This is a genomic window from Shinella sp. CPCC 101442, from assembly GCF_024704725.1.
Classification (GTDB): domain Bacteria; phylum Pseudomonadota; class Alphaproteobacteria; order Rhizobiales; family Rhizobiaceae; genus Shinella.
The window spans coordinates 1-22,353 of the sequence record NZ_JALIQS010000004.1; the positions used below are offsets into that span (position 1 = coordinate 1).

Genomic DNA, 22,353 nt, shown 5'->3' on the forward strand with positions numbered 1-22,353 from the left:
CCCCTCGTGGGGCTTTCTTGCGTTTTAAGCCTTCAAACACCCCACATCCGATGGCCTATGCTCGCCATCAGGAGGCTGGTCAGCTCGCGCGGGCGAGTTCGATGATCCAGTCTTTCGTCTGCTCGACGGAGAAGCGACGACGGGAGGCGGATTTGACGACGAGAAACTCACGATAGGTGCTCGTTCTCTCTTCGATCGGAAGCCTCACCAGGTCTCCCTTCTCGACGGCCTGACGGACATAGGGGTGCCAGCCGAGGGCAACCCCGTGTCCGAAGCGCGCGGCCTCCAGAACCATGGCGTAGGTCGTCAGTCGCCGGATGATCGGGTTTACGCCCGTTTCGAGCCAGGTATTCCAGTCCATGAGCGGGCTGGTGAAATTCTCGAGTTGCAGCAGGGGAACGCGGCCGAGGCACTGCGGCCCCCTTAATTCATGGGCAGCTATGAACTCCCTGGATGCGACGGGATAGACCTGCTCCTCCAGAAGCGGATAGCTGTCCACGTTCGGCCAGGACCCGGTCCCGAAACGGATTTCGAGATCGAAGTCGCTGTTGCTGAACTCCGGCAGTTCGTCGATGCAGACCAGATGCAGCCGGATATCGGGAAACCGGGCATAGAAGGCGCCCAGCGCCGGCATGAGCCAAAGCGAGGCGGCGGCGACGTTGACGCGGAGCGAGACGACCCCGTCATCCTCGCGCGGCAGGGCCTTCGCCGCATGTTCGATGCTCCGAAAGGCGGTCGTGACGGCATTCTGGAACTGCTGCCCGGCGGCGGTGAGCCGGATCCGCGTTCCCTGCCGCTCGAACAGGTCCGTTCCGAGGGCCTGTTCGAGCTGCTGGATGCGCCGGCTGATCGCCGGCTGGGCGACGAGCAGTTCACGCGCCGCGCGGCTGAAATTGCCGTGCCGCGCGGCCGCCTCGAATGCCACGAGGTTATCAAGGGTTCCGACGGTCTTCCTCAGATCGCTCATGCATATTCCAATCGGCGCGGCGAGTACGGGTCGTACCAGCGGCACATCTTATAACGCCAGCGTATAACGACTATCAGACTTTTCGCCGTTCTCTCAACCGGCATTTGCCCGCAAGCTTCCTCTCCGGCGGGCTGAAGACGCCGCATGAGAAAAAGGGAACGGACATGAACAGATTGAAGACCATGGTGGCGTCTACGCTGCTGACGCTGACCACGCTCCTGGCGCCTGCCGCCAAGGCGCAGGAGGCAACCGATACCATCGCGCAGATCAAGCAGGCCGGCGTCCTGAAGGTCGGCATGGCCGACTCGGTGCCCGCCCAGCAGAAGAACCCGATTTCCGGCGAATGGGAGGGGTTCAATGTCGACATGGCGAAGAACCTCGCCGAGGTCTTGGAGGTGAAGCTCGAAATTGTCGATACGACCTGGTCGACGATCATCCCGTCGCTGGTCCAGAAGCAGTTCGACCTTGCCATGGTGGACATGTTCCGGACCCCGGCGCGCGCCATCACTGTCGATTTCACCGACAGCTACATGACGACCGGCAACACCTGGCTGGTCGGCGCCGATGTGGATGTAACCGACTGGAAGCAGCTCAACGATCCGAAATACTCGGCGGTGAGCATCGCGGGCATGGCGGCGGTTGCACAGAGCGATCGTCTCCTGCCCGAAGCGCAAAAGAAGGTCATCGTCTCGGACAACGCAGTCGCCGGGCAGCTTGAAGTCGCGGCGGGTCGCGCCGACGCGCATCTCAGCGACCTCTTGCAGAACGCGCTGTTCATGAAAGCCAACCCGAACGCCAAGGTGAAGGTGCTGGGTGCGGATACGCCCATCGAGGCGACGGGCTATTCCTACGCGGTGCGCCCGGGCGACTATCACTTCCACGCGTTCCTCAACACCTGGATCGCCTATACCAACACGACCGGTTTCATCTCGCAGACGAAACTGAAGTGGTACGGCATCGAGTAAGCGGTTTCGCACGCGATGTTCGATACACTCGCTCCGTACATCCCCGCTTTGGCGCAGGGATTTCTCCTGACACTGTTCTACTTTGCGCTCGGAACCGTCGGATCGATGGTTCTGGGGCTGCCCGTGGCCTTGGCCCTGGGCAGTCCCTCGGCCATCGTCCGCTTTCCGGCCGTCGCGTTCGTGGAGTTCTTCCGCAACACACCCTTGCTGGTGCAGTTGTTCTGGCTCCATTTCGCCTTGCCCGCGCTGACGGGGTTCAACACCACGGCGCAGCAGACCGGCGGGATCGCGCTGGTGATCGTGATGACCGCCTACATGGCGGAAGTCTATCGCACCGGCTTCAATTCCGTGGCGCGGGGGCAGCATGAGGCGGCGCTGGCGCTCGGGCTCAATCCGCGGCAGCGGTGGCGGCTCGTCGTCATCCCGCAGGCGCTCGCCATGACGATGCCGGCAATCGGCAACACATTGGTCAGCCTCCTCAAGGCCACCGCGATCCTCTCGATCCTGGCGGTCCCCGAACTGATGCGTACGACCTCACGCATCAGCGACTACACGGCCGATCCGATCCTGTTCTACTCCGTCGCCGCCCTGATCTACATCGGCACCGGTCTGGCACTGGCGGGCGGCCTCCACAGGCTGGAAGTGCGGCTCAACCGCTGGAGGCACCGGTAATGTTCGATTATCAGATCGTCATTTCGGCCTTTCCGGCCCTCTTGCAAGGGCTTCTCACGACGGTGCTCGTCACTGCCGCCGCCTTTGTCCTCGCAACGTGCCTGGGCAGCGTTTTGGGTGCCGTCTCCTTGTCTCCGCGGCGCGCCCTGTCACGAAGCGCGATGGGCTTCCTGCATGTCACCCGGGCCACGCCGGAAATGATCGCGATATTTTGGGCCTATTACTGCCTGCCCATCCTGCTCGGTGCCAACCTCTCCGGCCTGACCTGCGGCGTGCTGGCGCTCGGTCTCATCGGCGGCGGCTACATGGCGGAAATCGTGCGCGGCGGCATTCTCGCCGTTGACCGGGGGCAATGGGAGGCCGCTCGATCGTTGGCTATCCCGAGGCCCGTCATCTGGTTTCGCGTCATTGCGCCTCAAGCCGTCAAGAAAATGCTGCCGGCGGTGGTCAACTATTTCACCGACTTGCTCAAGGCGACGACATTGTTGGCCGGCATCGGCGTGGGAGAGGTTGCCTATGTCGCCTATCTGAATGGATCGGCCTCGTTCCGCTATCTCGAGCCGCTGACGGGTGTCGCTATCCTCTTCTTCCTTCTCATCTTTCCGCTCAGCGTGATGGCGCGCCGCCTCAACGCCAGCGGCTCCGGTCATTGAAAAGTCGTCATGATGAACTCACCCGCTACCACCTATCTGCCGTTCGATGCCGTCTGGAAAATGCGGATCGACCACCCGTATTCCCTGTTCGTCCGGGAAGGCGCGATCCTCTGGTCCTGCGGCCAGTGCCCGCTGGACACTCTCGGAAATGTCCTTCATCCCGGCGATCTCCTGCGTCAGGCGCAAGCCGTGGCCGGTTTTATTCGCCGGTTCCTGGGGGACATGCAGAGCCGGACCTCCAGCATCGGCCGGCTCGTCGTCTATTACGTGAAGACCGGGCCGGAGGATGCAGTGCTTCTGAAGGAACTGTTCCACCACGAGTTCGGGCAATCGGTTCAGGTCATGCCGGTGGCCGTACCGCATTTTTACTATGACGGCATGCTGATCGAGGTGGACGTGTTTGCTTCGGACGAGAAGGCGGGGGACACCCGCTTCGTCGATGAGGAAAGCGGCCTGACACTTGAGCTATGCGATGCCGGTCCCTTTTTCTGGGCGACGGTATCCTCTCCACGTGCTGCCGGTCAGGAAATCGGTCCACGATTGAACCGGCTGCTCCTCCGCGCAAACCTTTCGCCCGACACCCTGCTTGCGGAGCAGTGGTTTCTTCCGGCCGGCTTCGACATTTCCGAAACAGGCTTCTCGGTGAGGAAGGGACCTGCCGCGCGAAACGGCGCGCGGGTTTCCGATGTGGACACTGATATCATGGCGGAGCTGACGTTCGCCAAAGCGCCGGTCTCGGATGGCGGCTTGCAAGCGATGGTCGCCGATGTCGAGCATGTATCGATATCGCTTCATATGGCCGGCGGCTATTTCCACCTGACGGCTCTCGATGCCTTGCCGGATCGCGACCTTGTGGAGCAGACAGCGACGATCATGCGGCGTGTCGAGGCTGTCTTCGCGCAGGCCGGCTTGAGTTTCCGGGATGTGCGCAAGTCGACCACCTACTACATCGCCGGCAGCTCGGCCGATGAACTGCACGACAACATGTCGGTTCGAAACGGCTACTACGCAAAACCGGGGCCCGCTTCGACCGGCCTGCCTGTCGAAGGCCTGTCGGCCCGGGGGGCGCAGATATCGATCAGCCTGTTCGGAGTGATGCCGCTTCATGGCCGCTGAAAAGATTATCGTTGCCGGAGAGGGGATCGTCGTCCATCGCTTCGGCATTCCCGGCTCCCGGCCGAAGGTGTATCTGCAGGGTGCCCTTCATGCCGACGAGGTCTCGGCCACCGTGGCCCTTGCCGAACTGGTCGGTTTGCTGCGGGTGGCAGATGCTGCGGGCCAGGTTCGTGGTGAGATCATCGTCGTGCCGCACTGCAACCCTCTCGGGGCGAAGCAATTCATTCTCGGGCGCCATTCAGGCCGCTTTTCCCTCGATGGCCGAAATTTCAACCGCGCCTTCCCGCACGTGGGAGAACGGGTGGTCGAACACCTGAAGCGGCTTTGCCCGGACCAGCGAGCGGCCGATGACGCCCTGCGGATCGGCGCGGGAATCCTAGACAGTCTCACGCGCGTCGGCACCCCGGTCGAGCGACTGCAGGCGGCCCTGATGGGATTGGCATGGGGTTCCGACGTGATCGTCGATGTTCACGCAGATATGGAGGCCACCCTTCACCTTTATACATCCGAGAAATCGTGGCCTGTGTTCCAGCCTCTGGCACGAAGGCTCGATGTGCCTGTTGTCATTCTCGCGGATAAGTCGGCAGATTCTCCGTTCGACGAGGCACAGGGCGATGCGTGGTCCATGATCAATGCGCATCTGGGCGAAAGCATCGACCGGCCCGCATTCCGTCCGGCGGCCTGTACGCTGGAGCTGCGCGGACTTTCCGATGTCACCCCCGAATTGGCCGCCTCCGACGGCCGGGCGCTTCGCGATTTCCTCGTTCAGTTGGGCGCTGTCGCTGGCACGGGCGAAAGCGCTGTTGGCTCGGCCCCGCTCGTCACGGCGCTCGATGCGGTCGAGGTGGTGAAAAGCACGATGACCGGCGTGCTCATCCACCTGAAACCGTTGGGCGTGAAGGTTACTGCGGGCGAGTGCGTCGCAAGGCTTTACGATCCTTTCGAACCGGAAGCGAAGGCGAGCTGGCAGGATGTCGTCGCCGGAACCGACGGCGTCATCTTTGCACGCTGGCACCAGCGCATGATCCAGGCCGGCATGGCGGTGGTCAAGATTGCGGGTTCGGATGGGCCGCTTTTCGACCGGCCGGCGCGATTGCTTGACTGAGAAAAAGATCTCTCCTCCGGGGGAACCGATGACCGGCGCATGGCTCAACTGCGCCCTCAGGCGCGCGCTGGGAGCGGCCGCCGTCGGATTTCCGTCAGTGACCTGGGAACGACGAAGGCGAGGCCGGTCGTTGAAAGGCGGCTATCGAGTAGATACGTCCCCCAGCCCGGCCAGACTTTCCTTACCAAACTGCTACCGAGGGAATTTGTAGAAACGAGATCCTTGGTCGGTGTGGCGCTGCGTGGATAGCTCACCCACTGCAGCGAGGGCGCATCGGTAGCTTCGTAGCAAAGCTGCCGCCTTTCGCACGGCTGGGCGGCAATGCCCGACAGGTCTCGCGTCAGATCCGGTTCCTTCCATTTCCACCGATACTGGCATTTCCAGCCGGTCGAGCGTCAGGTGGGCATCGGGAAATCCTTCAGTTCCCGATGCCTTCGAAAAACCCTGTTGACGTGCCGCATCTGCCTGTGTATCCATTTAGACAAACGTTTGACTAATTTGTTTTCGACCGTTTTCTACGGGTGGGGAGTTTGTTTCGTGTTTTTGGGGATCGATCTCGGCTTGGGAAGCCTGAAGGTGTCGCTCGTGGATGGGGCGGGCGTACTTGTGGCCGATGCGTCCTCCGGCGTTCGCACGGACAATCCGGCGCCGGGACGGGCTGAACAGCATCCTGCGGACTGGGAGCGCGCCATGGTCGAAGCGTTGAAGGCGCTTGGCGACCGGTGCGACCTTTCGAAGGTCGAAGCCATCAGCTTCACCGCCGGAACCCATTCCAGTGTTCTGCTGGACGAGGGCGGTGACGTCTTGCGGCCGGTGATCATGTGGTCGGACCAGCGGGCCGGCGCGGAGGCGGAAGACCTCAATCGCCGCATGCAGGATCGCTTGATGGCGATCGGCCACAACAGGGCTGCGCCGACCTGGTCCATCGCGCCGCTCTATTGGCTGCGCCGCAACGAGGCCGATACCGTCGGTCGCGTGCGGACCGTGCTGTTTGCCAAGGACTGGCTGCGTTCGCGGTTGACGGGTGACCGGCTTACGGACCGTATCGACGCGCAGGGCGCGCTGATGCTCGACGTCGATCGGCTGCAATGGTCTGGGGAGCTTTGCGATGCCATCGGCTGGGACCTGCGGACCATGCCTGAGATTCGCAATCCGACCGATCTTGCCGGCCATGTCCTGCCGGAAGCGGCCGCGCGCTACGGATTGCGCGCCGGCACGCCGGTCTATGTCGGAACCTGCGACACGGCGGCGGAGGTGTGGAGCGCAGGAGCGATCCGTCCCGGCGATACGGTGGTCAAGCTCGCCTCGGCCGGCGTCGTCAACGTCGTCTGCGACCGGCCGACGAAAGTGCCCGACGTGCCGTCGAAGGGCTTCGTCATGCTGGGCCTATTCTACGCGCTCGGCGCCATCAATTCCTGCGCCACGGCGCATAAATGGATCGCGGAACTGCTGTTTGGGCAGGCGGCCGATGGCGATGCGTTCGGAGAGCTCGATACGCTTGCGGGACGCATCTCGGCTGGCAGCGAGGGACTGTTGTTCCACCCCTACCTGCTCGGAGAGCGGGCACCCTATTGGGATCCGGGCCTTCGGGCCAGTTTCGTCGGCATGAACATCACCCACGGCCGCGGCCATGTCGTGCGCGCCTTCTACGAGGGGATCGCCTTTGCGCTGCGCGACGCGGCGCATCCGATGCGGGCAGCCGGCCTGACGATTGGTCCCGCTGCGCTGATCGGCGGCGGCGCGAAGAGCGATCTTTGGGCGCAAGTGATTGCGGATGTGCTGGGCGTTCCCCTGCGTCGTCCCGTCCATGGCGATGCTTCCTACGGCGCGGCGCTGATCGCGGCCGTGGGGGCGGGCGCCTTTGCGAACGAGGCGGAGGCGATCGACAAATGCGTGGCCTTCGGGCCGGATATCGCGCCCGATCCGGAACGCGCCGCCGTCTATGACGGCCTGTTCGACCGCTATCGGCGGGTGAAGGTCCTGCTGACCGAGATCAATCACGAAATTTCCGGCCGCTGAGGGCGACCGGTCATCAGCCGCGCGACCGCGCGCATTTTGAGGGAGGAAGCAATGAAACTGTTCAAAACCCTGGTCCTGGCCGCGGGTACCTTGTCCCTTGCCGGGGGCGCGTTTGCCGAGGAGGAGACGTTCAAGGTCGGCATGGTGACCTATCTCACCGGCGACTGGGGCTATCCCGGCACTTCGACGAAACGCTCGCTCGAAATCGCGGCCGAAACGTACGGCACGGTTCTCGGCAAGAAGATCGAACTGGTGATCGTCGATGCGCAGAACCCGAACAACCAGATTCCCGAAGCGCAGCGCCTCATGGCGCAAGGCATCAAGCACTTCATCCAGGGCTACAACCTCGTGCCGGTTCCGCTGGCGCGCTATGTCGTCGACAATGGCGGTCTGATGGCCGACGGCACGAGCTGGTTCCCGGACCTCACGGAGGAGGGCGGATACGATAACTATTTCATGTTCATGCCGTCCTGGAAGGTCTTCTCCCAGACGCTCGTCGATTATTCGCTGAAGTTCGGTGAAGAGAACCTCGGCAAGAAGCCGGAAGAGCTGAAGATCGCACTCATCGGCAACCCGATCATGAGCTATGTCGGTGACGAGGCCGCGCGCATCCTGACCGAAAAGGGTTATCCGCCGGCGATCCACGAGACCTACGGCAACGATATCGCCGACTTCACGCCGATCATCACCAAGATGAAGGAAGCCGGCATCGATATCGTCATTCCCTACCAGCTCGGTTCCGATGCCGAACTCTACCGCCGCCAGGCCGCCGGCCTCGGCCACACGCCGCCGATCCTGCTTGCCGCCGGCGTCGGCTACGACCAGCCGGAATTCGCCAATATGGGCGATGCGGCGCTCGGTTCCATGTCGCTCTCCTACACGGTTCCGGAAATGCGCGAGGAATTCGCGCCCGGCCTCAAGCAGTTCAAGGAGACGTACCAGCAGAAATACGGCGAGCAGCCGGTGACGCACGGCCTGCAGACCTTCGCCACCGCCATGGCCTTCTTCCAGATGGTCGACAAGGCGGGCAGCCTCGATATCGACAAGGTCAGCAAGACCATGGCGGAAACCGAGATCGAACGCGGCAAGCTGCCAAACTACTGGGGCGTGAAGTTCGACGCGAACCACAACAATCTCTACGCCAATCCGCTCATCATCGGCCAGTGGGTGCCGGGTGAGAACGGCAAGCCGATCTACAAGGTCGTCTATCCGGAAGAGCTGGCCGTTGAAAAGCCGCTCATCCCCTACTTCAAGAAGTAAGTCCTCCCGGACAGCGAGGGCGGCCGGACCATCCGGCTCCGGCCGCCTCGCCTTACCGATACGGGTTCGATCATGACCTTCGACGTCTTTGCGACGCTCCTTTTGAGCGGCATCTTCACGGGTGCGCTCTACGGCCTCTTCGCCAGCGGCCTCACCTTCCAGCTCGGCTCCCTTTCCATCGCGAATTTCGGCTATGGAAGCTGGCTGATCCTCGCCATGTACACCACCTACTTCGCGCTGCAGGTCTGGGGTGTGCCGCTTGTCGCGGTCATCGTGGTGCTGCCGCTCGCCTATTTCGCCGCCGGGTATCTCATCCGCAACATCTTGCTGCGGCAGGAAACGCTTGCGGTACAGATCCTGACGACCCTCGGCATCGCCATGATCGTCGATGGCGTCATCATCATGGCCTATTCGCCGGCACCCCGCACACTCGGCATTGTCGAGCCGCTGTTCTACATCACGCCGGGCATCCATGTCGGGCAGTTGCGCTTCCTCGCCTTCGTGGTTGCCGCCGTCGCCCTGATCGCTTTCCAGGTCTTTCTGCGACGCTCCTATCTCGGCAAGATGATCCGCGCCGTGGTGGAAGAGCGCGAGACCGCGCAGCTGATGGGCATCAACTCCGACCGCGTGCTCGGCATCGCCTTCGGCCTCAGCTTCGTGCTGATCGCGATCGCCGCCATGCTGATGATCCATCTCTTCCCGGTGACCACGTCGGCCGGCGCGGTCTATCAGCTCATGAGCTTCCTCATCGCCACCATCGCAGGGCTTGGCAACATGCGCGGCGCCTTTCTTGCCGGCATCGCCATCGGCGTTCTCAACGCCTTTCTGCTCTACTTCGCGGCGTCCTATGCGACGGTGGTCCTGTTCACGGTCTTCGTCGTCGTGCTGGTTCTGTTTTCGAACCGCACGGCCGGCATCAAGCACATCTGAGGGCCGATCATGTCTTTCCGCTTCCTTTCGCCCGCAGCGCTCCGCACCACCGGTTATGCCGGCGTGGCGGCGCTCGTCGCGGCCGTGGCGATCCTGCCGTTCTTTCCCTCGCCCTCCGTTACCTACGCGATGGGCCTGATCCTGCAGATCATGCTCTTCGTCTATCTCGCGCAGGCCTGGAACATCGCCGGCGGTTTTGCCGGCCTGTTCAGCCTCGGCCACAGCGCCTTCTTCGGGCTCGGGGCCTATTCCTATGCCATCGGCGTTGCGAAATACGGGCTGGACCCCACGATCTGCTTCCTTATCGGCAGCGTGCTTGCCGCCGGCCTCGGTGTCGTCACGGCGGTCATCAGCACGCGACTTTCCGGCATGTTCTTCGCCATGGTGACGCTCGGCCTCAACGAGATCCTGCTGAACCTTGCCTCGCAGCTCACCTGGCTGACGAATGGCGACGCCGGCACGTACCTGCGCAAGCAGTTCACCGTCAGCGCCGGCACGGCCTACTATCTCTTCCTCGCGCTCTGCATCGCCATCTTCGTGCTGGCAGCGCTGGTGCGGCATTCCAAGCTCGGTACCATGTGCGTGGCGGTCAAGGAAAACGAGGCTTTCGCGCGCGCACTTGGCGTCAATCCCGCGCCGTGGAAGATCGCGGCGGTCGTCATCAGCGCGATCGCGACCGCTATCGGTGGCGGGTTCTTCGCCATGTACCAGGGCATCGTCATGCCGACGATGGTCTTCACCTTCTCCATTTCCATCAAGATGCTGATCGTCACCATGATCGGCGGGGTGGGCACGCTGTGGGGGCCGCTGGTCGGCGCCTTCCTCGTGCTCTTCGACGAGCTGGTGCGCGCCTCGCTCGGCGCCACCTTCGGCGGTGTCTCGCTGATCGCCTATGGCGCGATCCTCGTCTTCTCCGCGCTGTTCCTGCCCAAGGGCATCATGGAAGCGGTGCGCAGGCATCTTCTCGACAGGAGCGCCCGCCATGGCTGACGCCGACATCCTCAAGGTCGAAGGACTCACCAAGGTTTTCGCCGGCCTCACCGCCAACGAGGACATTACCTTCAGCGTGGCGCGCGGTGCCATCTCGGGGCTGATCGGCCCGAACGGCGCGGGCAAGTCGACCCTGTTCAAGACGCTGCTCGGCGTGCACAGGCCGACGCGCGGTCGCATCCTGCTCGACGGCCGCGACATCACCGCCGACAGTCAGCAGCAGCGCTGCCGGCAGGGGCTGTGCTGCACCTTTCAGATCGCCGAGAGCTTCCACGACCTGTCGATCCTGGAAGCGGTGATGGTGGGGGCCTATTCACGCCTGTCGCGCCGGGCCGAGGCACGCGCCGCCGCCCGCGAGGCAATCGCCGCGGTCGGCCTCTCCGACTGGGAGGATCTGCGCTATTCGGAGCTGAATGCCTTCCTGCGCAAGAAGGCCGAGCTTGCCACCGCGCTTGCGACGAAGCCGCAGCTCCTGCTGCTCGACGAGCTCTTCGCGGGCTGCTCGCATCAGGAGATCGCCGAACTGATTTCCCTCATCGACGGGCTCAACCGGCGCGAGGGCATCACCTTTATCATCGTGGAGCATGTGCTGCACGTCATCATGAGCCTCTGCGCCAAGGTGATCGTTCTGGAAAGCGGCCGCATTCTCGAAGTGGGCAGCCCCCGCGAAATCTCCACGTCGCCCGCCGTGCTGACGGCCTATCTGGGGGAGGACTACGATGCTGATGAGCATCAGAAATTTGGACGTTAGGCTCGGCCGCCTCGACGTCATCCGCGATGTCAACCTCGATGTCGAGGAAGGCCGCATCACGGTCATCGTCGGGGCGAACGGCGCCGGCAAGTCGACGCTGCTGCGCACCGTCGCCGGCCTGAACAAGGTGGCGCGCGGCAGCATCCTCTTCAAGGGGAAGGAGATCGCGAACCTGCCCGCGCATCGCATCGCCGCGATGGGCATTTCCATGGTGCCGGAAGGCCGCCATCTCTTCCGCGAGATGACGGTGGCGGAAAACCTCGAAATGGGCGGCTATCTCTGCCGCGGCAAGCCGGGAGCGATGGCAGCCAACATGGAACGGGTCTTCGATCTCTTCCCGGTGCTGAAAGAACATCGCCACCGCAAGGCAAAAACCTTTTCCGGCGGCCAGCAGCAGATGATCACCATCGGCCGCGGCCTGATGAGCGATCCGCAGCTGCTCATCGTCGACGAACTGTCCCTCGGCCTGGCGCCGAAGGTCATCAGCGAGATCCTCGAGAAGATCGTCCTGCTGAACCGGCAGGGGATGAGCATCTATCTCGTGGAGCAGAATGTGAAACAGGCGCTGAAGATCGCGCATCAGGGCTACGTGCTGGACAACGGATCGATCACGATCCGCGGCAGCGCGGAAAACCTGCTCGCCGATCCGGAAGTCCAGCGCACCTATCTGGGACTTTGATATGTACAGAACAGTGGAAAATCCGTCGCATCGCGTGCTCGGCGCACCGCGCGAATACGTGCAGGGGCCGGGCGCTCTCGACGAACTGCCGCATCTTGCCGCCCGTCACGGCAAGGGCCACCTCCTTGCCGTCATCGACGGCTTTCTGTTCGACGCCTTGTCGAAGCGGTTGGACGCCTTGTTCGCCGCGCGGGGCCAGCGCGTGACGTGCCTGCGCTTCGCCGGCGAGGCGACGCGGAGCGAGGGAGAGCGCATCGTCGCGGCGATGGGCGAGGCGGACGTGGTGGCCGGCATTGGCGGCGGCAAATGCATCGATATCGGCAAGTTCGCCGGCCTGCATGGTGGCAAGCCGGTCTTCTCCGTCCCGACCATCGCCTCCAACGATGCGCCGACGAGCCGCCTCATCGTGCTCTACACCGAGGAGCACGCCGTCGCCGGCACGGAATTTCTCGACTACAACCCCGACCTCGTTCTGGTCGACACCGACATCATCGCCGCCGCCCCGCCCCGCCTCTTGAGGGCCGGCATCGGCGATGCGCTGACCAAACTCTACGAGGCGCGGGCCACTGCCGTTTCGAACGGAGCAAACAGCTTTTCCGCCCGTGCGCCGTTTCTCGGCCGCAAGCTCGGCGCGATCTGCCGCGAGGTCATCCGGCACTCCGGCCCGCCCGTGCTGGAGGCGCTTTCGCGCGGCGAACGGCATCCGGATTTCGAGGAACTGGTCGAGACCCTCATCCTGATCAGCGGCATCACCTTCGAGAGTGGCGGCCTTTCCGTCGCCCATTCGATGATCCGCGGCCTTACGCGCGTTCCCGCACTCGCCGGCTACCTGCACGGCGAGCAGGTCGCCTACAGCACGCTGGTCCAGATCGTGCTCGAAGGCGATGCGGACGAGCTGCAGGATGCCGTGGCGTTCAACCGCAGCATCGGCCTTCCCGTCAGCCTGGGTGAACTCGGCGTTCCACCGGAAGCCCTCGTGGCGGCCGCGGAAGACATTGCCGCCGGCACGATGACCGCCCCCTACATCACCAACTTCCCGCGAAAGCTCGAGGCGCGCGACATCGTCGACGCGATCCGCAAACTCGAGGCAGAGACATCGGAGCGCCCAGCAAATGCCGGTCATTGATCTCGTCGAACTCTACTATGCCAGCGCCGACCTGCCCGCGCCCTTCGAGCCTGCCTGGGTGCCCGGCAGCCGGCGCATGAAGACCGGCTTCTATCTCATTCGCATCGCCACCGATGACGGCGTCGAAGGCTGGAGCGGCTTTTCCGCTTCCGGCAAGGAACGCGCGGGCATCGGCGACGGCATTGCCGACGCCTTCCTCGGGACCGACCCGACCGATATCGACCTCGTGCACGAGCGCATCAAGATTCTCGCCAACGGGGGGCTGCGTCACTGGTGGATCGAGCCGGCCTTCTGGGACGTCAAGGGAAAGCTCGCGGGCCTGCCGGTCTACAAGCTGCTCGGCGGAACCGACGACAGGATCTGGCTCTACGCGTCCTCCGGCGAGGTGCGCGGCATCGAGGCGCGGCGGGAGGAGGCGGAGGCGCGTTTCGCCGAGGGCTTCAACGTCATGAAGATGCGCGTGCACGACTGGGACGAAGCGGTCGACATTGCCCAGATCCAGGATCTGGCGGACCACATGAAGGGGCGCATGCGCATCGCGGTCGATTGCAACCAGGCCTTCCGCATGACGCTGCACGGCAATGCCCCCATCTGGGACCTCGGGCGTGCGAAACGCTTCGCGGATGCTGCAGCCGAGGCCGGGCTCTTCTGGGTGGAGGAACCGCTCTACATGGAATGGTACGACGACATGGCCGCGCTCGCCGCCTATTCCCGCGTGCCCATTGCCGGCGGCGAATTGCACACGTCCGGTTATCCGGAACTGCGCTACATGGCGCAAAAGCGCTGCTACGACATCTTCCAGCCGGATGCGATGTGGAGTGGCGGCATCAAGCAGGTGCTGCAGGTCGGAGAGTTCTGCCGCAGCCAGGGGCTCGGTTTCAGCCCGCACAGCTGGGGCAACGGCCTCGGCTTCCTGATCAATGCCCATATCATGGCGGCCAGCGGGTTCGCGAAGGAGTATCCGTTCGAATATCCCTATTGCCCGCCGGGCTGGACGCTGGAGGCCCGGGATGCCATCCTTGCCCGCCCGTCGATGCACGAGAACGGCTGGTTCTCCATGCCGCAGGAGCCGGGGCTCGGCATCGAGATCGACCGCAAGGCGCTGGACAAGCAGGGTGTCTGCTTCTTCCGCGCCACGCGCAAGGAGCGGCACTGGATGCCGGAAACCCTCGATGGAAGCGCCATGCGCCGGGAAATCAGTCGGGAGGGCGCGCAATGACCTACGGCTTCCAACACCAGGAGGGCCTTGTCTGGACTGGCGGGGAGATTTTCGAAACGAGAAATCCCGCTCGTCCCGATAGGGTTTCGGGGCGCTATGGCGAAACACGCCTCGATGACCTCGACGTTGTCTTCTCCACCGCCCGCAAGGTTGCCGCCGAATGGGCGGCGACACCGGGCCTGCGTCGGCAGGAACTGACCGCAGCCTGGCTCGACCGCATCGCGGATGCCGTCGAAGGCATTGCCCATGCCGTCACGCTTGAAATGGGCAAGACCATTGGCGATGCGCGGGGCGAAATCCTGCATTCGCTGAAGGAAGCCCGTTTTGCCGTCGCGGAGGCGAGCCGCTCGATCGGCGAGGTCATGCCCTCGGCGCGCCCGGGTCTGCGCAACATGACGCTTCGCCGCCCGCGCGGCGTCATCGTCGCCTCTACGCCGTGGAACTATCCGGTGCTGACGCCTTTGCGCAAGCTGGCACCGGCTTTCGCCCACGGCAATGCGGTCGTGCTCAAGCCCTCCGAGGTCTCGCCCGCCGCAGCCTGCCTGATGGCGGAGCTGTCGGTCGGTCTCTTTCCGCACGGTCTCTTCCAGATCGTCCTGGGTGGTGGCCGCGTTGGCGCCGCGATCACCGGCCACCCGGCGGCCGACGGCGTCACCTTCACCGGCTCGGTGGCAACCGGCAAAGCGGTCTACGCCGCAGCGGCGAGAAATCTGGCGGAGGTGCAGCTCGAACTCGGCGGCAAGAACGGCATCATCGTCCACGACGCCGACGATCTCGATGCCTGTATCGACGAGGTGGTCGCGGGTGCGCTGGAAAATGGCGGCCAGCGCTGCACGGGCATCAGCCGTGTTCTCGTCCAGCGCAGGCTGGCGAGCGCGGTGGAGGAGGGGATCGCCGCCCGTATGAACAGGATCGTCGTCGGCGACGGCATGGACGCCGGCGTCGGGATGGGGCCGATGGCCTCGGAGGCGCATTTTCGCCGGGTTGAAGCGGCGATCGCCGCTGGCGAGGCGGAGGGCGCGCGGCGCGTGACGGGCCGCAGCAACGAGATCGGAGCGGGCTTCTTCATCCGCCCGACGCTCTTTGCCGACGTCACGCCCGACATGATGCTGGCACGCGAAGAAGTCTTCGGGCCGGTGCTCTCGATGCTGACCTACGACAGTATCGACGAAGCGCTGTCGATCCTCAACGGCGTCGACTATGGCCTTGCGGCCGCGCTCTATTCCAACCGGAACGATGTTGTGCAGCGTTTCGTGAACGAGGCTGAAGCAGGCATGCTGCATGTCAACCATCAGTCTTCCATCGACACGAACATGCCCTTCGTGGGCATTAAACATTCCGGTGTCGGGGCGCCCTCCATCGGCCGGTCGGCCATCAATTTCTATACGACCGAACACGCGGTCTACGTCAAATCCTAGGAGGAAATCGGTGGCAGGGGAGATGTATGACTTCGTGATCGTCGGTGCCGGTTCGGCGGGCTGCGTGCTTGCCAACCGGCTGAGCGAGAACGGCCGCCACTCGGTGCTGGTGCTGGAAGCCGGCGGCAGCGACCGCCGCCCGTGGATCCAGATTCCGATCGGTTACGCCAAGACGTTCTTCGACGGCACGGTGAACTGGAAATACAGTGCCGAGGCCGATCCGGGCCTTGCCGGCCGCGCACTCTACTGGCCGCGCGGCAAGGTGCTTGGCGGCTCCAGCTCGATCAATGCGATGGTCTATGTCCGCGGCCAGCGCGAGGACTACGACGCCTGGGCCGCGTCGGGTCTTGAAGGCTGGTCCTACGACGATGTGCTGCCCTTCTTCCGCAAATCGGAAGACAACAGCCGCGGCGCGGATGCCTACCACGGTGCCGGCGGCGGTCTCGCCGTCTCCGATATCGGCGGCGACTGCCATCCCGTCATCGAGCATTTCTTCGAGGCGGCGCGCGAATCGGGGCTGCCGCTCAACAACGATTTCAACGGCGCCGTCCAGGAGGGTGTCGGGCGCTACCAGTTCAATATCCGCGACGGCGTGCGCTCCAGCGCGTCGAACGCTTTCCTGCGGCCGGCGCGGGGGCGGCGAAACCTGACCGTGCTGACCGGTGCGCATGCGACGGCGCTTGTCATGCAAGGCAGCCGGGTGTCGGGCGTCACCTTCCGTAAAGACGGCGCGGTGCGCACGGTTTCGGCCGGCCGGGAAGTGATCCTTGCGGCGGGCGCCATCAATACGCCGCAGCTTCTGATGTTGTCGGGCCTCGGCCCGGCGGTGGACCTTCAGGCGGCCGGCATTCCGGTCACTGCCGATCTGCCCCAGGTGGGCCGGAACCTGCGCGATCATCTCTATTGCCCCTATTTCTTCCGGGTGCGCGAGAAGACGCTCAACGACAGCCTGACCTCCTGGCCCTGGCTGATGAGGGCGGGCCTGCGCTATGCCTTGTCGCGGCGCGGGGCGCTCGCGACCAGCGTAAATCATGCCGGCGCATTCCTGAAGACGCGTCCGGGCCTCGACCGGCCGAACATGCAGTTCTACTTCATGCCGATGAGCCTCGAACCGAAGAAGGGCGGCTCGGAAATCGGCTTCCACGACTTCTCCGGCATCACCATTTCCGCCAGTCCCTGCCGGCCGACGAGCGCTGGGCACCTTTCCGTCGCCAGCAGTGATCCTTTCGCCCCGCCGGTCATTACGCCGAACTACCTTTCCACGAACGAGGATGTGGAGGACATGCTGTCCGGCGTCCGCTTCATCCGGCAACTGGCGGCAAGCCAGGCGCTTTCCTCTCTGATCGAGGCGGAGGTCGAGCCGGGGCCGTCCATCCGGGAGGAGACCGACCTCGTCAGGGACTTCCGGGCGCGCTCCAACACGACCTTCCACCCCGTCGGCACCTGCCGGATGGGGCCGGGGCGGGTGGATTCGGTGGTCGACCGCAGGCTGAAGGTGCATGGCATCGACGGGTTGCGTATAGCCGACGCATCCGTGTTCCCGGACATGATCTCTGGCAATACGAATGCAACCTGCATTATGATCGGCGAAAAGGCATCCGTCGAAATTCTCACCGCGCCGGGCTAGAGCGTGGCGGAGGATTGACGGCAAAAGGGGATGGACATGACGATGTGGTCGCGGAAGGGCGCAGAGTGAAAAAGCGCGTAACCCTGAAGTTCCTCGCGGAGCGAACGGGCTTTGACATTTCGACCATCTCGCGCGTGTTGCGCGACGACGCCACGCTGTCGATCCGTCCCGAAAATATCGAGATCATCAAACGCACGGCGCGCGAACTCAACTATGTGCCGGACACGGCCGCACGCAGCCTGCGTTCGGCCCGCAGCTACTCCATCGGCGCGATCCTGCCTTCCCTGCAGAACCAGATTCACGCGCAGATCGTCGAGGGCGCCTCGCGGGTTTGCCGCGATCGTGGCTATTCGTTGATCATCGCGCATCTCGCCGATCCGACCGACGAACAGGAAGTGATTGCCGACCTGATCGCGCGCAATCGCATAGAAGGCCTCATGTCGCTGACTTTTCGCGAGGAGCTTCGGCGTTTTGCGGGGAGCCATGACGGGGATTTTCCTGTCATGGCGGTAAACTGGTGGGCGCCTGGCTTCGAAAGCGCCGTGACGCTGGACGAACGCCCCGGCGCACGCCTTGCGACCGAGCATCTTGTCGATTTGGGTCACACTCGTATTGCGCACCTTTCGGGCGACCTCAACCGTTTCAACGCCGCCGAACGTTTTGCCGGATATCGGGAGGCGCTCATGCTGCGGGATGTCATGTTCCACGAGGATCTGACGCAGACGGCCGGCTATGGTTACGAGGACGGCGCACGCGCCATGGAGGCGCTCCTCGATCGCAAGCAAGGGGGCTTCACGGCGGTGTTCGCGGTCAGCATGCTCACGGCCGCGGGAGCGATCGGCGTGCTCAACCGTCGTGGGATTCGTGTTCCGGAAGACATCTCCGTTATCGGCTTCAACGACGGCATGCTGGCGGAGGTCATGAGCCCCAGCCTCAGCACGGTTGCCTATCCACTTGCCGATCTTGGCCGGGCCGCGGCGGAGGGGATGATCGCGCTTGTCGAGAAATCTGTGCCCCAATATCGTCTGGTCATTGGCGGGCCTCGTTTGATCCAACGCGGCAGCACCGCCGTTTGCCCTTAGCCGTTGCATGCGCACGCCATTGATCATGCACATTCTCTCATGCGGACCGGGATGAACCCAGTGTCGCTGACGGCGGCGGCACCCCTATCTTGAGCAGCGCGACGTTCTCATCGTGTTTCGGCATATCATGCCGCAGAAGACAGGGCGCCCTGTAGGGGCAAGGCGAAAAACGTGGTAAGCGCCAGCCAAACAACACAGGAGTGTCATCGTGAGCGAACCGACCGTAGCAGAGGCAACAAACCGCATTTATGAATCGCTCCAGGCGGACAATGCAGACATCGACGAACATATTGCGGTTCTCAAGGCGGCGTTGACGCGGGAGGGTTTGAAAGAGGCCTTGTTCGACCCGGCCAGGCTCGCGCACAGCAACCGTTCCGGCAGGAAGCTGATGCAGGCCTATTTTCGGCAGCGCGGCGTGACGGTAAAATACTCGGCTTCGTGAAGCCCGTTTGACGCCAGACCGGAAGGAATAAACCACTGTGAATGTGATGAGATCCTACCTGAGCGCATGCGCTGCGCTCAGGTTTTTGTGTCACTCGATGGGCAATGGGGTCGCCCATGCTGAAGACCTGCCGACGGACCCCGCTGCGTTTGAACTGACGCCACAGATACTCGCGGCGCTTGCCGAATGCCGTGCGCCGCGCGACGTTCTTGGCGAGGTTGGAATGGCGCTCTTCATGGGAGGAACGGTGCCGGCCTGGCTCACGCCTGTCGATGCTGACGGCCACGATGGAATGATGGGCCTGGAAACCTTCGATCTCAAGGAGCCGATCACGGTGTTTGGCGCACCCGCAACACGGATCTCGTTCCTTCAGGAATGGGTCGTGACGGAGCGGGATTATGACGCCGCACTCGCCACAATCCAGAAAGAGGGCATGAAGCGCGCACCGATCAGGCTGACCGAGCAGTATTATCGCTTCGTCCATCCTGAGAGCGGGCCGATGATCGGCGCCTTCGCTCCGACCGACGATGCGCTGGCCGTGCTGCTGGGCATGCCGGCCGAAGCAGGCAAACCCAAAACGATGTTCGTTGGCTGCAACTATACAGTTGCTTCGCAGGAAGAGTTCCTCGATGCAGCCGGCAAAGCCGACGCGATGGCCGGCGATGCGGCGAGAGACATCGAGGACATGCTGGAAGGGGAGCCTTAAGCCGTCCGTGAACTCAGTCCGAGATGCCTCCTTGCGGCAGGCTTCGGACGTCTCCTGGCCGGACGAACGCCATCAAAACTGGCAAAAGTTCGTAGCCCGGACATGAGCTGAACCTGCGCCGCCGCGCTCGGTGACATCCGTGTCGCCAGCCTCTCCAAGACACGAAGAAGGCCCATGCATGGCAAGGGCCTTCTTCTGTCGACTGCTGCCTTTGAAAGGGTTCCGTCAGCTTGCACCGTGCGGGATGGGCTCTTCCGAAAAGGCCGGCGCCGGAAGGCTTTCGCCGTCGAGGATGCGCCGGGCGCGGTCCTTGTCTATATCGCCGACCCAGGTGGCGATGACCACGGTCGCCACGCAATTGCCGAGATAGTTGCCCAGCGCACGGGCGATCCCCATGAACCAGTCGACCGAGAGCACCAGGACGAGACCGATGGCCGGGATGCTGGGAATGGCCGCCAGCGTCGCGGCGAGGATAACGATCGCGGAGCCGGGAACACCATGGGCGCCCTTGGAGGTGACGAGCGCCACGCCGAGAATGGCGAGGAGATCGGTGAAGGCGAGCGGTGTGTTGGTCGCCTGGGCGATGAAGACGGCGGCAAGCGTCAGATAGATCGAGAAGGCATCGAGATTGAAGGAATAGCCCGTGGGGATGACGAGGCCGACGGTCGAGCCCTTGATGCCGAGATGCTCCAGCTTGCGCATGGTCTGCGGCAGCACGGCGTCGCTGGAGGCCGTGCCGGCGACGATGCTCACCTCTGTACGCAGGTAGCGCAGAAGCTTGACGATGCTGAAGCCGGCCACGTGCAGGATGGAGCCGAGCACGACGATGACGAAGAGCGCGATCGTCACGTAGAACAGGGCGACGAGGTAGCCGAGTTGGGCCAGCGAGCCGACGCCGTATTTGCCGGTCGTAAAGGCGATGGCGCCGAATACGCCGAGCGGGGCGAGGCGGACGATGAAGGCCATGATCTTGAAGACCACGTCGCCGGCCATCTCGATGATATGCAGAAGCGGCTTGCCGCGCTCGCCGACCTGCGCCAGGGCGCAGCCGAAGAGGATCGCGACGAGCAGGACCTGCAGGATGTCGCCCTGGGCGAAGCCGCTGATCATGGTGGTCGGGATGAGCTTCATCAGGAATTCGACGGTACCGCCGCTCGAAACCTCATGGGCCTTTTCCACATAGGAGGACAGGGCGGAGGCATCGAGCGTGCTGACGTCGATGTTCATGCCGTGGCCCGGCCCGAAGAGGTAGGCGACGATGATGCCGAGTACCAGCGCGATGGTGGTGACGATCTCGAAATAGACGAGCGCGCGCACGCCGACGCGCCCAACCTTTTTCAAACTCCCCGCACCCGCAATGCCATGCACGACGACGCAGAAGACGATGGCCGGAACCAGCATCTTGATGAGCTTGATGAAGCCGTCTCCGAGCGGTTTCATCTTCGTGGCGAGGTCGGGCATGAAGAAGCCGGCGGCGACGCCCAGCACCAGTGCAATGCAGACCTGCCCGAACAAGGACTTCGACCAATTGGGCATATATATTCCTCCCTTTGACAAAGGGGGAAAACCGCGACCGGAACGCCTGCGCATGCACGGCCTCCACCGTCTCCTCGCATCGCCAGCGTTGTCGCATCTCCCCCCTGACGTCACGACTGTTGCCGAATATGTCATCCTTGTCTAATATCGATTTATCCGCGATCTATAGGGTTACGCTATGAGAATGCGCCAGCTCCAGTGTTTCGTGGTTCTCGCCGAGGAGCTGAACTTTACCCGCGCGGCCCAGAGGCTGAACATGTCGCAGCCGCCACTCAGCACGCAGATCCAAACGCTTGAGCGCGAATTGGGGACCGATCTCATCAACCGGACCAGCCGCAAGGTGGCACTGACGCGGGCGGGCGAACGCTTCCTGCAGCGGGCACGCAACATTCTCGATCAGTACGAGCGCAGCTTGCAGGAAATCCGCGAAATACAGCAGGGACAGGACGGCATGGTCGAGATCGGCACCACCGGATCGATCCTGCGCGGTGGCCTGTCGGAACTTCTCTCCAGCTTCGCGGCGAGCCATCCGCGCATCACGCTGCGGGTGCACGAGCAATCGCCCGTCGCGCAGATCAACGAGGTCCGCCGCCGCCGCACGGATGTCAGCTTCAACCGTTCGATACCGCATGACGAGGAGCTTGCCCACGAATATGCCTGGCAGGAGGAGCTGGTCGCGCTGGTGCGCAGCGACCATCGGCTCGCCGGTCGCGCCAGCGTTTCCATTGCGGATCTGCGCGGCGACCAGTTCGTGGTGCTCCAGTCGGAAAGCTCGGATTTCGCGGCCTATGTCATGTCCTATATCGTTGCCTCGGGCTATCGGCCGCGCATCTCGCAGCAGGTGATCGATGCGCAGTCGATCCCCAGCCTCGTCGCGGCGGGGTTCGGCGTCAGCATCGTGCCGGCGGGCATTGCCAAGCTGACCACGGGGCCGCTCGTCTTCCTGCCGATCCGCCCCGATCCGCCGCATTCCGAAGTTTACATCATTTATCACCAGCACGACCCGACGCCGGCCCTGCAACTCTTCCTGGCCGAGACGCGCCGGATGCTCGGGCACGATCCGGTCGGTACTCCCTAGCCGGCTACCGGC

The 22,353-nt window shown here is 63.5% G+C and carries 21 protein-coding genes; 19 read left to right on the plus strand and 2 right to left on the minus strand.

All coding sequences use genetic code 11. The features are described 5' to 3' along the window. Positions 1-79 precede the first annotated feature (79 nt). Positions 80-967 (minus strand): LysR substrate-binding domain-containing protein, encoded by an 888-nt coding sequence (locus MUO32_RS15355; RefSeq protein WP_257949239.1) that lies wholly within the window; start codon positions 965-967, stop codon positions 80-82. Between the two features lie 164 nt (positions 968-1,131). On the opposite strand from MUO32_RS15355, the gene MUO32_RS15360 reads away from it, so the two are divergent. The 18 genes from MUO32_RS15360 to MUO32_RS15445 all read left to right on the plus strand — a co-directional run bounded on the left by MUO32_RS15360 (position 1,132) and on the right by MUO32_RS15445 (position 19,727). Continuing rightward, complete coding sequence (locus MUO32_RS15360) at positions 1,132-1,932, plus strand: ABC transporter substrate-binding protein (RefSeq protein ID WP_257949240.1); 801 nt, start codon at positions 1,132-1,134, stop codon at positions 1,930-1,932. A 15-nt stretch (positions 1,933-1,947) separates the two neighbouring features. After that, on the plus strand, positions 1,948-2,604 hold the full coding sequence (locus tag MUO32_RS15365) for an amino acid ABC transporter permease (RefSeq protein WP_257949241.1): 657 nt from the start codon (positions 1,948-1,950) through the stop codon (positions 2,602-2,604). Continuing rightward, positions 2,604-3,257, plus strand: a complete 654-nt coding sequence (locus MUO32_RS15370; RefSeq protein ID WP_257949242.1) for an amino acid ABC transporter permease — start codon at positions 2,604-2,606, stop codon at positions 3,255-3,257. Before MUO32_RS15365 ends, MUO32_RS15370 begins: the two co-directional genes overlap by 1 nt. 9 nt (positions 3,258-3,266) lie before the next feature. Continuing rightward, on the plus strand, positions 3,267-4,373 hold the full coding sequence (locus tag MUO32_RS15375; protein ID WP_257949243.1) for a hypothetical protein: 1,107 nt from the start codon (positions 3,267-3,269) through the stop codon (positions 4,371-4,373). Then, on the plus strand, positions 4,363-5,478 hold the full coding sequence (locus tag MUO32_RS15380; protein ID WP_257949244.1) for a succinylglutamate desuccinylase/aspartoacylase family protein: 1,116 nt from the start codon (positions 4,363-4,365) through the stop codon (positions 5,476-5,478). The genes MUO32_RS15375 and MUO32_RS15380 overlap by 11 nt, the downstream gene beginning before the upstream one ends. A 537-nt stretch (positions 5,479-6,015) precedes the next feature. Continuing rightward, positions 6,016-7,497, plus strand: a complete 1,482-nt coding sequence (locus MUO32_RS15385; protein WP_257949245.1) for a xylulokinase — start codon at positions 6,016-6,018, stop codon at positions 7,495-7,497. A gap of 51 nt (positions 7,498-7,548) precedes the next feature. Beyond that, the gene (locus tag MUO32_RS15390; RefSeq protein WP_257949246.1) at positions 7,549-8,757 is read left to right on the plus strand and encodes an ABC transporter substrate-binding protein; all 1,209 of its coding nucleotides are present in this window, start codon (positions 7,549-7,551) and stop codon (positions 8,755-8,757) included. Positions 8,758-8,829: 72 nt separating this feature from the next. Further along, positions 8,830-9,687: a branched-chain amino acid ABC transporter permease gene (locus tag MUO32_RS15395; RefSeq protein ID WP_257949247.1), complete on the plus strand. Its 858-nt coding sequence runs from the start codon at positions 8,830-8,832 to the stop codon at positions 9,685-9,687. A 9-nt stretch (positions 9,688-9,696) separates the two neighbouring features. Continuing rightward, positions 9,697-10,677, plus strand: coding sequence for a branched-chain amino acid ABC transporter permease (locus MUO32_RS15400; RefSeq protein ID WP_257949248.1), 981 nt, complete (start codon positions 9,697-9,699; stop codon positions 10,675-10,677). After that, positions 10,670-11,428 carry an ABC transporter ATP-binding protein gene (locus MUO32_RS15405; protein ID WP_257949249.1) on the plus strand — a complete coding sequence of 253 codons (759 nt, stop codon included), beginning with the start codon at positions 10,670-10,672 and terminating at the stop codon, positions 11,426-11,428. The genes MUO32_RS15400 and MUO32_RS15405 overlap by 8 nt, the downstream gene beginning before the upstream one ends. After that, on the plus strand, positions 11,403-12,107 hold the full coding sequence (locus MUO32_RS15410) for an ABC transporter ATP-binding protein (protein ID WP_257949250.1): 705 nt from the start codon (positions 11,403-11,405) through the stop codon (positions 12,105-12,107). Before MUO32_RS15405 ends, MUO32_RS15410 begins: the two co-directional genes overlap by 26 nt. A 1-nt stretch (position 12,108) precedes the next feature. Continuing rightward, entirely contained in the window at positions 12,109-13,233 is a 1,125-nt protein-coding gene (locus MUO32_RS15415; protein ID WP_257949251.1) for a glycerol dehydrogenase, read from the plus strand. Next, positions 13,220-14,452, plus strand: a complete 1,233-nt coding sequence (locus MUO32_RS15420) for a mandelate racemase/muconate lactonizing enzyme family protein (RefSeq protein ID WP_257949252.1) — start codon at positions 13,220-13,222, stop codon at positions 14,450-14,452. The genes MUO32_RS15415 and MUO32_RS15420 overlap by 14 nt, the downstream gene beginning before the upstream one ends. After that, entirely contained in the window at positions 14,449-15,870 is a 1,422-nt protein-coding gene (locus tag MUO32_RS15425; RefSeq protein WP_257949253.1) for an aldehyde dehydrogenase, read from the plus strand. The genes MUO32_RS15420 and MUO32_RS15425 overlap by 4 nt, the downstream gene beginning before the upstream one ends. Before the next feature lie 10 nt (positions 15,871-15,880). Further along, positions 15,881-17,497, plus strand: coding sequence for a GMC family oxidoreductase N-terminal domain-containing protein (locus MUO32_RS15430; RefSeq protein WP_308311295.1), 1,617 nt, complete (start codon positions 15,881-15,883; stop codon positions 17,495-17,497). Positions 17,498-17,541: 44 nt separating this feature from the next. Beyond that, the gene (locus MUO32_RS15435; RefSeq protein WP_257949254.1) at positions 17,542-18,579 is read left to right on the plus strand and encodes a LacI family DNA-binding transcriptional regulator; all 1,038 of its coding nucleotides are present in this window, start codon (positions 17,542-17,544) and stop codon (positions 18,577-18,579) included. Positions 18,580-18,784: 205 nt separating this feature from the next. After that, positions 18,785-19,021 (plus strand): hypothetical protein, encoded by a 237-nt coding sequence (locus MUO32_RS15440; protein WP_257949942.1) that lies wholly within the window; start codon positions 18,785-18,787, stop codon positions 19,019-19,021. 97 nt (positions 19,022-19,118) lie between these two features. Next, positions 19,119-19,727 (plus strand): hypothetical protein, encoded by a 609-nt coding sequence (locus tag MUO32_RS15445; protein WP_257949255.1) that lies wholly within the window; start codon positions 19,119-19,121, stop codon positions 19,725-19,727. Positions 19,728-19,952: 225 nt separating this feature from the next. Here MUO32_RS15445 and MUO32_RS15450 read toward each other — a convergent pair whose 3' ends face one another. Further along, positions 19,953-21,263, minus strand: a complete 1,311-nt coding sequence (locus MUO32_RS15450) for a dicarboxylate/amino acid:cation symporter (RefSeq protein WP_257949256.1) — start codon at positions 21,261-21,263, stop codon at positions 19,953-19,955. A 178-nt stretch (positions 21,264-21,441) separates the two neighbouring features. Here MUO32_RS15450 and MUO32_RS15455 point away from each other — a divergent pair, with 178 nt between their 5' ends. Beyond that, entirely contained in the window at positions 21,442-22,341 is a 900-nt protein-coding gene (locus tag MUO32_RS15455; protein WP_257949257.1) for a LysR family transcriptional regulator, read from the plus strand. The last annotated feature ends 12 nt before the right edge of the window (positions 22,342-22,353 follow it).

What these genes read in the sequence shown, in the direction of transcription:
- MUO32_RS15355 (WP_257949239.1), bottom strand. Translation starts at nt 967, where the DNA reads ATGAGCGATCTGAGGAAGACCGTCGGAACCCTTGATAACCTCGTGGCA.
- MUO32_RS15360 (WP_257949240.1), top strand. Translation starts at nt 1,132, where the DNA reads ATGAACAGATTGAAGACCATGGTGGCGTCTACGCTGCTGACGCTGACC.
- MUO32_RS15365 (WP_257949241.1), top strand. Translation starts at nt 1,948, where the DNA reads ATGTTCGATACACTCGCTCCGTACATCCCCGCTTTGGCGCAGGGATTT.
- MUO32_RS15370 (WP_257949242.1), top strand. Translation starts at nt 2,604, where the DNA reads ATGTTCGATTATCAGATCGTCATTTCGGCCTTTCCGGCCCTCTTGCAA.
- MUO32_RS15375 (WP_257949243.1), top strand. Translation starts at nt 3,267, where the DNA reads ATGATGAACTCACCCGCTACCACCTATCTGCCGTTCGATGCCGTCTGG.
- MUO32_RS15380 (WP_257949244.1), top strand. Translation starts at nt 4,363, where the DNA reads ATGGCCGCTGAAAAGATTATCGTTGCCGGAGAGGGGATCGTCGTCCAT.
- MUO32_RS15390 (WP_257949246.1), top strand. Translation starts at nt 7,549, where the DNA reads ATGAAACTGTTCAAAACCCTGGTCCTGGCCGCGGGTACCTTGTCCCTT.
- MUO32_RS15395 (WP_257949247.1), top strand. Translation starts at nt 8,830, where the DNA reads ATGACCTTCGACGTCTTTGCGACGCTCCTTTTGAGCGGCATCTTCACG.
- MUO32_RS15400 (WP_257949248.1), top strand. Translation starts at nt 9,697, where the DNA reads ATGTCTTTCCGCTTCCTTTCGCCCGCAGCGCTCCGCACCACCGGTTAT.
- MUO32_RS15405 (WP_257949249.1), top strand. Translation starts at nt 10,670, where the DNA reads ATGGCTGACGCCGACATCCTCAAGGTCGAAGGACTCACCAAGGTTTTC.
- MUO32_RS15410 (WP_257949250.1), top strand. Translation starts at nt 11,403, where the DNA reads ATGAGCATCAGAAATTTGGACGTTAGGCTCGGCCGCCTCGACGTCATC.
- MUO32_RS15415 (WP_257949251.1), top strand. Translation starts at nt 12,109, where the DNA reads ATGTACAGAACAGTGGAAAATCCGTCGCATCGCGTGCTCGGCGCACCG.
- MUO32_RS15420 (WP_257949252.1), top strand. Translation starts at nt 13,220, where the DNA reads ATGCCGGTCATTGATCTCGTCGAACTCTACTATGCCAGCGCCGACCTG.
- MUO32_RS15425 (WP_257949253.1), top strand. Translation starts at nt 14,449, where the DNA reads ATGACCTACGGCTTCCAACACCAGGAGGGCCTTGTCTGGACTGGCGGG.
- MUO32_RS15445 (WP_257949255.1), top strand. Translation starts at nt 19,119, where the DNA reads ATGGGCAATGGGGTCGCCCATGCTGAAGACCTGCCGACGGACCCCGCT.
- MUO32_RS15450 (WP_257949256.1), bottom strand. Translation starts at nt 21,263, where the DNA reads ATGCCCAATTGGTCGAAGTCCTTGTTCGGGCAGGTCTGCATTGCACTG.
- MUO32_RS15455 (WP_257949257.1), top strand. Translation starts at nt 21,442, where the DNA reads ATGAGAATGCGCCAGCTCCAGTGTTTCGTGGTTCTCGCCGAGGAGCTG.